General features: G+C 36.1%; 10 protein-coding genes. 5 read left to right on the top strand and 5 right to left on the bottom strand.

Annotated elements, in window-relative coordinates; all coding sequences use genetic code 11:
- Nucleotides 1-36: 36 nt before the first annotated feature.
- Nucleotides 37-747 carry a glycosyltransferase family 32 protein gene (locus ACNFU2_RS05790; RefSeq protein ID WP_172278790.1) on the bottom strand — a complete coding sequence of 237 codons (711 nt, stop codon included), beginning with the start codon at nt 745-747 and terminating at the stop codon, nt 37-39.
- A gap of 244 nt (nt 748-991) precedes the next feature.
- Nucleotides 992-1,726: a DNA-formamidopyrimidine glycosylase family protein gene (locus ACNFU2_RS05785; protein WP_273648300.1), complete on the bottom strand. Its 735-nt coding sequence runs from the start codon at nt 1,724-1,726 to the stop codon at nt 992-994.
- 70 nt (nt 1,727-1,796) lie between these two features.
- Between ACNFU2_RS05785 and ACNFU2_RS05780 the strand changes: the two genes are divergently transcribed.
- Together ACNFU2_RS05780 and ACNFU2_RS05775 are read left to right on the top strand one after the other, a co-directional pair.
- Nucleotides 1,797-3,152, top strand: a complete 1,356-nt coding sequence (locus tag ACNFU2_RS05780; RefSeq protein WP_172279687.1) for a deoxyguanosinetriphosphate triphosphohydrolase — start codon at nt 1,797-1,799, stop codon at nt 3,150-3,152.
- A 76-nt stretch (nt 3,153-3,228) separates the two neighbouring features.
- Complete coding sequence (locus ACNFU2_RS05775) at nt 3,229-4,161, top strand: SPFH domain-containing protein (RefSeq protein ID WP_418124090.1); 933 nt, start codon at nt 3,229-3,231, stop codon at nt 4,159-4,161.
- A 47-nt stretch (nt 4,162-4,208) separates the two neighbouring features.
- Here ACNFU2_RS05775 and ACNFU2_RS05770 read toward each other — a convergent pair whose 3' ends face one another.
- Nucleotides 4,209-4,556, bottom strand: a complete 348-nt coding sequence (locus ACNFU2_RS05770; RefSeq protein WP_172278784.1) for a DUF4377 domain-containing protein — start codon at nt 4,554-4,556, stop codon at nt 4,209-4,211.
- A 150-nt stretch (nt 4,557-4,706) separates the two neighbouring features.
- Between ACNFU2_RS05770 and ACNFU2_RS05765 the strand changes: the two genes are divergently transcribed.
- Nucleotides 4,707-6,728, top strand: coding sequence for a hypothetical protein (locus ACNFU2_RS05765; protein ID WP_273648299.1), 2,022 nt, complete (start codon nt 4,707-4,709; stop codon nt 6,726-6,728).
- A 106-nt stretch (nt 6,729-6,834) separates the two neighbouring features.
- Here ACNFU2_RS05765 and ACNFU2_RS05760 read toward each other — a convergent pair whose 3' ends face one another.
- Entirely contained in the window at nt 6,835-7,149 is a 315-nt protein-coding gene (locus ACNFU2_RS05760; protein ID WP_273648298.1) for a DUF962 domain-containing protein, read from the bottom strand.
- A gap of 273 nt (nt 7,150-7,422) precedes the next feature.
- Nucleotides 7,423-9,105 carry an APC family permease gene (locus ACNFU2_RS05755; RefSeq protein ID WP_273648297.1) on the bottom strand — a complete coding sequence of 561 codons (1,683 nt, stop codon included), beginning with the start codon at nt 9,103-9,105 and terminating at the stop codon, nt 7,423-7,425.
- Between the two features lie 176 nt (nt 9,106-9,281).
- Between ACNFU2_RS05755 and ACNFU2_RS05750 the strand changes: the two genes are divergently transcribed.
- Nucleotides 9,282-12,245, top strand: a complete 2,964-nt coding sequence (locus ACNFU2_RS05750; protein WP_273648296.1) for a tetratricopeptide repeat protein — start codon at nt 9,282-9,284, stop codon at nt 12,243-12,245.
- A gap of 73 nt (nt 12,246-12,318) precedes the next feature.
- Nucleotides 12,319-14,085, top strand: a complete 1,767-nt coding sequence (locus ACNFU2_RS05745; RefSeq protein WP_273648295.1) for a TonB-dependent receptor — start codon at nt 12,319-12,321, stop codon at nt 14,083-14,085.
- Nucleotides 14,086-14,109 lie beyond the last annotated feature (24 nt).

Here is a 14,109-nt window from a genome sequence, read left to right as displayed (position 1 = left end):
TCACTAATTTTTTGTGAAATAGAATGCCGTTAATAATTAAATGATAAATTCCATCAAAGTATGGATGACAAGAAGCAATGTTACCTGATTTTGTTTAATGATATCCTGGGTTGTTTGTTTTAGCTTCCAGTGTTCTGCTTTTTTTTCATACAGGAAGAATTTTCCCAGCTTATATTTGAATTGTAGATAACCTCTGAACTCAATTCCCGGAAATAATCTATAGGAGATATTTGAATTTTCTTTCAAACTCTGGCTGATTGCTTCGCTATAAACCGTTGGACCAGTAGTAGCATGGATATTGTGGGGATATCGGTGGGTTTCGATATTGTCCAGCATAAGGTCCAGAGTCTTTTTTAGGAAAGGGTGATTTTTATTGAATATTAGTGCCCATTGAACAAACAAGCCATCATGTCTTTCTCTGCTTATTACAGCATCATCATCATCTTTAATGAGATCCCTTAAAGGTCTTGTGATGGCACTGTCTACATCAAGATAGATTCCTCCTTTTTTATATAAAACAGCATATCTGAAAAAATCAGCTTTTGCCGCGCCAATGGTTAGCTTATTGTAATTTTCAATATACTGGGGAGGAAATTCCTCCGTGATGAATTTTTGGATATCGTTATCATCATAGAAATGATATTGGTATTCCGGATTTTTTCTCTTCATTCGCCAAATGTGCCACTGAGTAATTAAAGGTAATTTTTTAGACTTGAATGTTTGAAAAATCTGTTTTGGAATGGACATAATTAAATAATTAACAAGTTTTGATAATACACAATAGTTCACCTGGCCACCATTATTTTGGCGGCAATTCAATATTTAATGTGAAAAAATTTGCTGTGTTGGGAGTTGGATAATGATTTACCAACTAAGTTAAATGAGATGCACTAAAATTTTAATTTTATTTTAGGACTTCGCAAATGGGAAAGGCTTTTATTTGAAGACAGAATGTCGGTTTTGTTGTAGTTTCGAAATTAAAGTTTTGGGGTTAATACAGTTTTTGATCTTTTTCGCAATAGAAGCTACGCCTCTTACCAAGACCGGTTTGCTTTTTTATAAGTTTACGTCCACACTTCGGACAGGTGCTTTTGGTGTGAACCAGCCAGTGCTTTTTCAGCACGAATTCCTTTTTCCATTGTAAAAATTCGAAACTGTAATTCCGGGCTTCATGAATAAGTTCTTTACGTTTTCTGGGAGGAAGATTTCCGATAAGGCTTTCAGGCTGAACTCCGATTCTGAAAAGAACTTCGTTTTTGATAATATTCCCGACTCCTGAAAAAATATCCTGATTCATCAAAGCATCACAAACCATCATTTGTGGATTCGCTTTCAGTTTCTTTTCTGCTTTTTTAGGATCCCATTGGTCACTCATAACATCGGCTTCCCAATCTATGGTGGACAGGAATTCTGAATCCACCATTTTTACAGAACAGGTATAAAAATACATGCTTCCCGTTTTGAAGGCTAACGCTAAACGTAAGCTTTTGTCCGGCTTTGTTTGTTCGTTAATTTCATAAGAACCGAACATCAACAAATGAATACGCACACTTACTGTATCAAAAACAAGATAGGTTTGCTTTCCGAAAGTTCTTATTTCAAGAAGAGTTTTTCCTACAAGTGGCTCTTTTTCAAATTGAGCATTTCCCCAGGCTTTGGTAACTTTTTTTCCTGTAAATCCCTGGAGATTCTCTTTCATAATGAGTATAGACGGACCTTCTGGCATAGCTTTAATTTTCTATAAAAATTCAAATAGTATTCCGTAAAAGTAAAATTTGAAGTAATTTTGAAAAATGATGAATTTAAATCAGATTTTCACCAATCAACGTACGGGAAATAATCCACATACTATAGCGTCCAGAACAGATTTTCAGAGGGATTTTGATAGAATTATCTTTTCGGCAGCCTTTAGGAGATTACAAAATAAAACACAGGTATTTCCACTTCCGGGAAGTGTCTTTGTTCATAACCGTCTCACCCACTCATTAGAAGTTTCATCAGTTGGAAGAAGTTTGGGGAGTATCATAGGAGAGTTTATTTCTGAAAGTTTCAGTCATGATCTTTCAGAAGAGTCTAAGAATTTTTATCTGCACAATTTAGGTAATGTAATAGCAGCAGCATGTTTATGTCATGATGTGGGAAATCCGGCATTCGGACATTCCGGAGAAGATGCTATTGCCAGCTACTTTGAAAGAAATGAAAAAGATCTGAAACCAAAATTTTCTGAAAAAGAATGGGCGGATCTGGTGAATTTTGAGGGAAATGCCAATGCGATCAGGGTTTTGGCTCATCAGCAGCAAGGCAAGGATGAAGGAGGAGTTCAGCTTACTCTAACTACCCTGGCAAGTATTGCCAAGTACCCTTGTGAGGCAATTGCAAGACAAAAAGGAATCATCCATCGGAAAAAATTCGGTTTTTTCCAAAATGAAAAGGAAACTTTTTTGGAAATCGCAGAAAAAACAAACCTGATCTGCGAAAGCAACGAGCCGCATATTTTTAAAAGACACCCTTTTGTATGGCTTGTGGAAGCTGCAGATGATATTTGCTATAACATTATTGATATGGAGGATGCCCATCGTCTGGGGATTGTCTCTACCTCGGATTGTGAAAACCTATTCTTTGAACTGATTAAATCTGAGAATCAGGATGTCAGAAGAGTAGAACAGAAGTTGGCTTCTATTTCGAATGACAATGAAAGGATCTCTTATCTGCGGGCAAAAGTTATTAATGCCCTGATCAATAAATCAATTGAAACCTATAAAGAGAACTTTGAAGATATTCTCCGTGGGAACCTGGATAAAGCATTGCTGGATATTTATAAATCCAATAACAAAACATTGCAGGATATCGAAAGCTTCTCGATCGAAAAGATATACAACCATAAAGCTGTTGTAGAAATTGAAAACGCAGGGTATAATGTTATGTACGAATTGTTGGATCATTTCATTCCTTCCGTTTTAAAATCAAAAGAAGAAAGAAAATCATATGATAAAATGGCTTTAAAACTTCTTCCTAACCAGTTTTTATATGATAGTGGAACAGAATACCAGAAGGTATTGGGAGTGATCGATTTTGTTTCGGGAATGACCGATAATTATGCCACTGATCTCTACCGAAAGATCAAAGGAATCGACATCGGCATGACCATGTAATTATAATTGATTTTTTTGTTAAAAAAATATAACAAAACCGTATCTTATACGACCTATCAATTAAAATTATTAAACTATGACATATTTAGGCATTATTGTTTTTATAGGGCTTGTAACCCTCTTTGCTTCTTTTTTTACGGTAAAACAGGAAACTGCAGCTATTGTAGAACGTTTAGGAAAATTCCATTCTGTGCGCCATGCGGGTTTGCAGCTTAAAATACCATATTTAGACAGGATTTCTAAAAGAATGAATCTTAGAATTCAGCAACTGGACGTTATGATAGATACCAAGACTTTGGATAATGTTTTCGTGAAAATGAAAATTTCCGTTCAGTTTCAGGTGATCAGGACACAGGTTGCCGACGCATTTTACCGTTTGGAAAGTCCTCACGACCAGATCACCTCATACGTTTTTGATGTGGTACGCGCTGAGGTTCCGAAGTTAAAGCTGGATGATGTTTTCTTAAAGAAAGATGATATTGCAATTGCTGTAAAAGCAGAGCTCCAGGAAGCAATGCAAAGCTACGGATATGATATTATCAAAGCTCTTGTAACGGATATTGATCCGGATGAACAGGTAAAACATGCTATGAACAGGATCAACGCGGCTGAAAGAGAAAAAACAGCTGCCGAATACGAGTCCGAAGCACAAAGAATAAGGATTGTAGCTGTTGCAAAAGCAGAAGCAGAATCAAAAAAATTACAGGGTCAGGGGATTGCTGATCAAAGGAGAGAAATAGCAAAAGGTCTTGAGGAATCTGTAAGAATGCTGAACAATGTGGATATTAATTCCCATGAAGCATCTGCTCTGATTGTAGTGACGCAGCATTATGATACACTCCATTCTGTGGGGGCTAGCAGCAGAAGTAATCTTGTATTGTTACCTAATTCTCCTACAGCAGCGAGTGGAATGCTGAATGATCTTGTTGTTGCTATGACTACAGCTAATACAGTGGGAGAGGCAACCAAGGGAAAATACCCGCAACCTCCAAAAGATCATGAAAATTAGAATATAAGTCAACTATACAAAAATGCCTCCCTTTAAGGAGGCATTTTTTATTTTTTAGTTTTGGAAACTTGTTGGATCAGTGTGTATTTTATAGAAGATCCGTCTGCAGGAGGGTTCTCTATTTTTTCAGTCTTTACCTTCAAAACATATTCGTAACCCGGTTCATAGGTAAATCCTTCAATATTGCTATAAAAATTCGTCCAGCTTTCTGAAGCATTTTCTTTTACCTGAAGACATTTCATAGGTGCCACTCCCGTACAATCAGCAGTCTGGGGCCCAACAATAAAAGTCTTTTCATTTCCGTTGGAAACTTTTGCAGAAGTTGTACATTGTGTTAATACAGCCAAAGCTAATACAGGAAGCGCTCCTCTTACAATCGTCATCATATTTTTCATAAATCTAAATTTTAAAACTTACTGGCAATTATTGTGCCGAAAGAATGTATGCAACAGTCGTAGTTCTACTCTTGCTTTTTATGTATTTATTATTTAATTTCCGCTCTGTTAATTATTTTAACCAAAATATTTTAAATAGCAAATAATAATATGGATAATCAAATTCACATTGAAAATTACAAAATTCAAAAACCTGAGTCGTGGGCGGGAAGTGTAGACGATCAACAGCTTATTGAAAAGATAAGAGAATCGGATTTCTCTAATAAACAAATTAATGAAGGGCGGGATTATTGCTATTTTCTGGACAAGATCTATTACACGAGCAATTCGGAAAGCAATGAGTATGTATGCATGGCTTACACCCTTAATGAACCTTCCAATCTGGAGAGGGCTTCAGTAATGGATGTAGTGGTCGAAGAAAATGAAGTTTACCATATTCATAGAATCAGTGTATTACGAGAAGGCGTTTTGATCGATAAAATACCAGATACAAAAATTAAGGTTCTGGATAGTGAAAATCAAAGCAGCGGAGGTATCTTAAGCAGTAATAAGAAGATTAATATTACAATAAAAGATCTGAGGCTTTATGATATTCTGATCCTTGAAGATTCCAGGGTAAAGGCTTTTACAGATCGGGATTTTTTAAGGAAGGAATTTTCTAAATACGTATGGGTGAGCCCTGATAATTATTGGGCTTACGGAAGTTATCAGTTCACTTTTGTTAATGAACGTGAAGAGCCGGTTGCCTATAAAAAAGTATTTTTCAGAGATGAGCAGGGAAATGTTTTAAAACCTGAAACTCATCATCTGAAGAAAGGGGAGCGTTTTGTGATCCAGGAAGAAAATTACATCAATCCTGTAGATGCCAGCCGTGAGATTTTTCCTTTCATTGATTTTGCAACAGAAAGCAACTGGAAAGATCTTTCCAATTATATTGCTCCTATATATGAAGATATCTATAATAAGTCCTCATTAAAAGATTTTGCTCCAAAACTTGTCGAAAAACTGGATGCAATTAGCAATCAGGACGAGAAACTCCAGTTTGCCATTGAATACGTTCAGAATAATATCTATTATATATTCAATGCTGATGAAATGAATGGTCACAAGCCTCAGGAACCGTCAGTAACTTACGAGAATAAACAAGGGGACTGTAAGGCGAAATGTGTTTTGCTGAAAGTTGTTTTGGATTATATTGGAGTCGATTCATCCGTTGTTTTGGTTAATTATCATACGGATTATTATATCAAATATTATTTGCCTTCGTTGCTTTCATTCAATCATGTGGTTGTGAAAATCAATTATAAAGGAGAGGAATATTTCATAGATGCTACAATCCGTGATGAGTTCGGGATGATTGAAAACAGGGGCTTTATTTATTTTATGCACTATCTGGAAGTGAAGCGAGATCAGGAATTACAGCAGAGAAAACCATTCCGCTATCCATACTATTGTATAGATGAAAAAGTAGAGTTCAATGCAGAAAATAAGACCGGGAAATTAAAACTAACAACGGTATACAAAGGCAACAGGGCTAACGCTATGAGAAGGTATTTTAAAAATACCAATAAAAGAGAGGTGATAGACAGCTGGAATAATTTCCTGTTTTACAGCCTGAATTATTCCAATGACAGAAACGGAATGGATGTAAGGAACATTTTTAAGGACGCTTCAATAGAAATTATAAGTGATGACAAAAAGCTGAACGAATTCAAGATCGAATATCAGGCAACTGTTGAAAATCCTTATTATGTAGATCCGCAAAACAACCGGTTTTTAATGTATTTTGACCGGAATGTAATCAAAGCCAGTGCCAGGGATTTCCTCCATAAAGATTTGCCTTTCTGGCACAATTTTGATACGGAAAAATATGAGATCAATCTGTATACGGATCAGAAAATAGATACGGAGGAAAAATATACGGTTCAGGAAAGTACAATCAATAACCCTTATTTTGAATATACAAGCCGTAAGAAGATCACCAAAAACGGAGCAACTGTTTTCATCGACTATAAACCTTTGGTCAATCTTGAAATCCCGCAAGAAGAATTTGAAACATTCAGGGCTGCACATCATACAGTTGCTGATAGCAATTTCGGACTTGGAATTGATATTATCGAACCGGGACTGATGAACCAGCTGAAGTTTAGTTTTAAAAAGAGGTTTAAGTAGAGAGAGGTAATGGTTGAAAACTAAAAGTTTGAATCAGCCCGGGTTTTGCTAAGCAAAACCCGGGCTGATTATTTATTATACGTTTGAGATAGTGCATGAAATGTGACTATTTTGTGATAAACTTTTGTTTCCCGATCAGAAGTTCGAAAAATAAGCGGAAATCTGAAATTAATGACCATATGGGATATTTGAAAGTTGCCGGTTTATTTCTTTCAATCAATGCGTGACTGAACCAGGCAAAACCATATCCAAAAATAGGAATGTACCATAAGAACCTTTCCTTTCCTGAACTGATAACATAAGCAATAACTAAAAATACCAGAAGGGTTCCCAGAAAATGAAAAATACGGGTTCCGGTTTTACTGTGCTCGGTAAGATAAAACTGATAAAATTCTTTGTATGTTTTTATTTTTTCAGACATGGTATAATGGTTTTTAAGTTTCCAAAAATCTAAAGCAATAAGTTCGCCAATTTTGGTGAGAAATCAAATCGCTGATTTATGAATGGTGAAACTGCCCTGAACGTGATTTAATTTTAAAATTTCACAATTGAAAATACAGGAATGCTGAATAGACTTCAGGTCTGATCAATCACTGGCGTTAAGAGTAAAATAAAAGGCAAAACTGCGGAATCGCAACTTTGCCTTTTAGTATTTTTTGCGATTTAGCCATTGAGCCTTTTCGCTTATTTGTAATTAGTCTCTGGAAGATTCCTTTCCCAGCTTACTGTTTTTATATCCGTAGCAAAAATAGATCACTAAACCTATAGCGAACCATAATCCGAACCAGAACCAGTTTTCATGGCTCATTCCTGTAAGAAGATAAAGACATGAGCTTAACCCTATCAAAGGAATTAAGGAGAAATTTTTAACAAAAGTAAAGAAACAAAGGATCAGATTAATAATAATGAACACAAAGATTGAAGCTCTGAATTCACCTTCTTTAGGATCATTCCAATCCATGAGGTTGTGGAAAAACTGAGGCTGCCACATATAAAAACCTATTAATCCACCGATAAATATTACGGGGAATATAATTTTCCCGTTAATATAAGGAAGGTGGAATCTGCCCTTGATCTTTTCCTTTGCCGGAAGCATTAAAACTCCTGCACAAACAAGAACGAATGCAAAAATGGTCCCTATACTGGTAAAATCAAGAATGAATGTCTTGTCCGTAAAGAGGATAGGAACTCCTACGGCAATACCTGTAACAATCGTTGCAAATGATGGTGTTTTGTATTTCGGATGTACTGTTTTGAATTTTTCAGGCATCAATCCGTCGCGGCTCATCGCATACCAGATTCTTGGTTGTCCCATCTGGAAAACGAGTAATACGGTAGTAATGGCAACGATTGCAACAAAGGAAACGACGAGTTCCATCCACGCTACATTGGCATTTGATTTTTCAAAAATGAACGAAAGAGGATCGCCGATACCATCAAATTTTCTGTAATCTACCATTCCCGTCAGGACTAATGTTAAAGCAATGTAAATCACTGTACAAAGAACCAGGGAAATGATCATTCCTTTCGGTAAAGTTTTTTGAGGATCTTTCGTTTCCTCAGACAGAACACTTAAGGCATCAAAACCAATGTAGGCAAAGAAAACTCCGGAAACAGCACTCATAACTCCTGCAAAGCCATTTGGCATAAAGGATGGAGTTTGTGTTTCAGGGCTTATCGGAGTCCAGTTATCGGTATTGATATAAGAAAATCCTACAAGAATCACTAAAACAATTACTGCCAGCTTTAAAATAACCAATGAATTATTGAAATTTTTACTTTCCTTTACTCCCACATAGCAGAGCCATGTTATAAGACCATTGATCACAAGGGCAGGAACATCAACGATGAACTTTAAGCTTCCTATTAATGGGGCAGATTTCCAGGCGTTGAGTAACTCCTTATTTTCTGAACCGTTGAGAAATGCTTTTTGGGCTTCCGTATAGCTGCAGGTAAGATAATCGGGAATATGCATACCCAGACGTCCCAGGAAACTTGTAAAATAATCGGACCATGAAAAAGCCACGTAGATATTTCCGAAAGAGTACTCCATGATCAATGCCCAACCAATGATCCATGCAATTAATTCTCCGAAACTTGCGTAAGCATATGTGTAAGCAGAACCTGCTGTAGGAATTCTGCTGGCAAATTCAGCGTAACAAAGCGCTGTAAAGCCACAAGCAAAACCACAAATTAAATATAAAAGAATAACTCCGGGGCCCCCTCTGAAAACAGCTTCGCCCAAACTGCTAAAACTCCCTGCTCCAATAATGGCTGCAATACCAAAAAAAACGATGTCCCAAACACCTAAAACTCTTAAAAGACTGGTAGATGTATCTGTTTCTGAATAGTTTTTCCTCCTGAAAAGTTGATTCATTCAATATTTATATTTGAAGTTGAAAAAAAACAAATGTAATGATAATTATAAAAGTATGTTAAAAAATAGCTAAATTTTCTATATTTTTCCATAAACTCCTGGCCGGGATTTGCCTAAGCAATAAGTTTTCAATACTTTCGTTGATATAATAGACTAATTTTTTTATTCCATAAAGAATGAAATCAAAAAAAATACTTTTAGCGGCTGCCGTGATCTATTTCGGAATCTCCGATGCTCAACAGTCTCAATACTTTACACAGAAAGAAAATTACAGATTCAATCTAGCTGAAAATCTTTACCAAACCAAAATATACAACGCTTCTCAATACGAATATGCCCGACAATATTTTTACAATCAAAATCTGTCGAGATCCAGGAAAGAAGCAGCCCAGTTTTTTGATAATGTGATCGGAGTTATTCTTCAGAAAAATCATGCTGAAGAAGGTTTAACGGCCTTTATCAAAGAATATCCGCATTCAGCATATTTTGCTCAGGCTAATTTACCTCTGGCGGATTATTATCTGGCTAAAAAAGATTTTGATAAAGCGCTGGAGACTTTGAAAAATGTGAATCAGTATCAGCTTTCAAAAGAAGAAAATACTCAGTATATTCTGAAATTAGGATATGCAAAATTCATGACCGGAGATTCTAAAGGAGCAATAGATGCGCTGGAAGAAGCTTATAAATCAGCTGATGAATCTCAAAAAGGGGATATTGCTTATATGCTGGGACATTTGTATTATTCAAACAGGCAGAATGATAAAGCATTCCAGTATTTTGATTCTGTAAAAGATCAGCCTAAATATTCAAAGCTGGTTCGTCCTTATTACGTTCAGATGTACTACAATGACAAGGACTATGATAAAGCAATTTCTGAAGGAAATCTTTTATTGAATGAGAATATTTCTGATTCCTATAAAGCAGAAGTTCATAAAATCATTGGGGAAAGTTATTTCATGAAGAATGATTATGCTGCTGCATATCCGCACCTGAAGGATTACCTGAGTGTTCAGCAAAGTCCTTCTGAGAACGATTTGTATGAAATGGGATTTGTAGCTGCTCAGCTGAAGAAATATGATGAAGCGGTTTCTTATTACAATCAATTGCTGAACAGCAACTCTGCATTGGCTCAAAATGCTTATTACCAGTTAGGGAATGCTTATCTGGCAGTAGATAAAAAACAGGAAGCATTGTCTGCATTCCGATCGTCTTACCAGATGAATTATGATGCAAAAGTAAAGAAGCTGGCGCATGAGCAATACGCAAAATTAAGCTACGATATCGGAAACCCTTTTGAAAGTCCTTCAGGAGTTATCCAGAGTTACATCAATGAAAACCAGAATGCAGATAATGCTTCAGAGATGAGGTCTTTGCTGGTGAAATCCTATTTGTATTCAGGGAATTACAAGGAAACATTAAATGCAATCGACAGGTTGCAAAGCTCTTCTCCTGAAATTGATAAAGTAGATCAGGAGGTTTCTTACCTGTTGGGAACAGAGGAGTTCAACAAAGGAAATTATGATGAGGCAGAAAAATATTTCTTAAGAAGCCTTGCGTTCAATATCAATAAAGAATTCAACAGCAGGGCACTTTACTGGCTGGCTCAGACTTACTATCAGAAAGGAAATTATCCATCAGCAATTGTGCGTTATGAAAAATTACTGACCGTTACCTTTCCAGAGAAGCAACAGCTGCCTTATGATCTTGGATATGCCTATTTCAAATCCAAAAAATTTGATCAGGCCCAAACATACTTTAAACAATACCTTACCAACCCTAAACCGGAATTTAAAAATGATGCGGAACTTCGTTTGGCAGATATCCATTATGCAAATAATGAGCTGAATGATGCAATCGCTATCTATGATAAAAATGAGGATTCTACGGACTATACCTTATACCAGAAGGGGATGGCTTTAGGATTTAAAGGGGATACGCAGGCTAAAATTAATACGCTAAAATCCCTTCTGTCCAAATATCCGCAATCCGACTATTACGATGATTCTCAATATGAGATCGGAACAGCATATGCGGCACAGGATGACTTTACAAACTCTAATGATTATTTTGCAAAAGTAATTAAAACCTCTTCAGATAAAGACCTTGTTGCTAACGCATCTATTTACAGGGCACAAAATTATATTGATCAGAACCAGAACGATAAAGCGATTGCTGAGTTGAAATCGCTGGGAGAACAGTATAAGAATACCGCATACGCCCAGAAAATTGTTCAGGCGGCTAAACCTGTATTTACTAAAAATGGAGATGTTGCAGGGTACGAAAGTTTTGCAAAAAATATTGGGGTTAATGTAGATGCCTCGGAGATCGATGAGATCAACCTTTCTACAGGAAAACAGTATTTCTCGAAAAAAGACTATAAGAATGCCATTTCTTATTATGAGAAATACCTTACACAAAATCCTACGGGAGAAGGACTTTTCCAGGCTAAATATGAACTGGGAGAAAGTTATTATCAAACAAATAATACAACAAAAGCGTTATTGGTGCTTCAGGAAGTTGCTAATGTTCAAAATGATTACCAGGATGATGCACAAACCCGTTTAGCCCAGATTTATGTGTCGCAGGGGAACAGTGCAGAAGCTAAAAAATATTTAGAGAATATTAAAAACTCTTCGGATATCAATATTAAAAACTACGCGAATGTGGAATTAATGAAGATGTATGCTGAGGAGAAAAACTTCTCTCAGGCTGAAAAGCTGGCCAATGATGTTATTGCTAATACTAAAAACTCTGCTGCTGTTATTGAAACGGCAAAAGTAATCAAGGCAAGAAGCCTCATGAACTCTTCGAAAGATAAAGATGCCCAGGCAGCTTACGCTTCTCTTGAAAAATCCTCCAATACTGAGGTGGCAGCAGAAGCATTATATGCAAAAGCATTTTACCAGAACAAAGGAAAAGCATTCAAATCTTCCAACGAAACCATCTTCAAGCTGGCTAATAACTATTCTTCTGAGGAGTATTGGGGAGCTAAAGCATTGGTGCTGATGGCGAAAAACTATATTGGTTTAAAAGATAATTACCAGGCAAGTTATACTTGTGATCAGATCATTGCGAACTACAAGGACTTCCCGGAAATTGTTAATGAAGCTAAGGAAGTGAAAAAACAGATCAAAAAATAAAGAAAATGTACGGTCGTATCGACGGGTATTATTTCATTAATACATGCCGTAGATACATAAATACAAAGCAATAATGAACAAGAAAATTCAAATATTATCTATATTATTTTTAGGGGTTTCGCAGATTGCGTTTTCCCAGATCAAGGAAGAAAGGCTGATTCTTAATAAAAAAAGAGAACCGGAAGTTAAAAAGATCGAAAAGAAAAAGACTTCAATAGAAACTATTAAGAACTATCCGCCTGAAGAGAAATCTCAGAATCCTGTACAATACAGGATTACAGATGTTCCTGCTGTTTCAGACTTTAAAACTTCCACAATTCAGGGTCAGGATGTAACGCCGAAATTTGAAGGATCTGCTCAAAATAATTATCTGCAATTTGGGATGGGGAATTTCGGAAAGATATTAGGAGATGCCAATATTTCCAAAACCCTTGATAATAAGCTTGAAGTAGGGGCTGATGTGCATTTTCTGTCAACATTGGGACTGAAAAGAGAATATGCATGGGATTCCAAACAGAGTTCTGCCACTATAGGGGCTTTCTTAAACTCCTATGGAGAAAAAGGAAAATTCAATTTGAATGCCCAATATGGATTGGATAACAACAGGTATTACGGAATCTATGCTCTGGAACCTGCAGCAGATGTGGATCTGACGCAGAGAGTAAACCAATTTAAAGTGAACGGATACTATGATTTCTATTCAAATGAGATCTTAAATGATGTAAGGGTTAAATCCTCTTTTTTAAAGGATCATTTTGACGCTCAGGAAAACCAGGCATCCGTTTTGGTGAATTTATCAAAACATGGTGTAGAATTGTCTAAAAATGACATTCTCATGAATGCTGATTTGGGAGTAGGATTAGAAACCGTTAAAACCGATTTCGAAATCAGGGATAAAAATTCATCCAATTATTTCAACGCTACTTTAGATCCGAAAGTTACTTTCACTAAGGGAGAGTCTTATTTAATGGTGGGTTCTTCATTTGCATTTCTGAATGGTAAAAATTCAAGTGCCATTATGGAGCAGGTAAAAAACAATAAAAGCTACTGGTTTCCAAAAGCTGAATTCCAGGTGGCAGCTTCAAAAGAATTCAAATTCTATGGAGGGGTAGACGGAGGTTTAAAACTAAACACTTACAGTGACCTTTTGCAGCAAAATCCATTTATCCTTTCCGATCAGATGTTGAAGCCTACAGAAACCAAATATCATTTTTATGCAGGTTTAAGAGGGGATATTGATGAAACAATCAAGTATGATTTCTCAGCTGGTTTTGGAAAAATGAGAGATATCCTTTTCTTTAAGGCTAATGATCTTTTCAATAATGATTTTACATTAAACCGTTCTGCATATAATTTTGCGAATACATTCTCTGCTATTTACGATGACGGTAATGTAAGTGATATCAAAGGAAGCATTCAGTATTTTCCTCTGGCAAATCTTGTTTTAGATGCTGAATTGAGATTCACAAAGTATAATTTGAAGAATTACGATAATATTTATAACGTTCCTTTATTTAATGCCAGCATTGGTGCAAAATATTCAATGCTTGATAAAAAGTTATTGCTAGGGTTCAAGGGAATTTTTGCAAGTGACAGAACGACAAACTCTTACTCTATCGAGGGAGTGGCAAATCCTGCTATGATTTATCAGTCTACAGAGAACACTAATGATAAAGTTGGTGGTTATGCAGATTTAAATCTTTCCGCAGAGTATAAATTTCACAAAAATTTCAGTATTTTTGCAACCGGAAATAATCTTCTGAACTCAAACTACCAAACCTACAAAGGATATAAAGTATTGGGAGCCCAGATTTTGGGTGGTGTAAAGATTACTTTCTAGTAGTACTTTAAAGAATAGGAGTAA

It is taken from the genome of Chryseobacterium sp. PTM-20240506 (assembly GCF_048296755.1).
Classification (GTDB): Bacteria; Bacteroidota; Bacteroidia; order Flavobacteriales; family Weeksellaceae; genus Chryseobacterium; species Chryseobacterium proteolyticum.
This window is presented reverse-complemented; position numbering and strand designations above follow the sequence as displayed.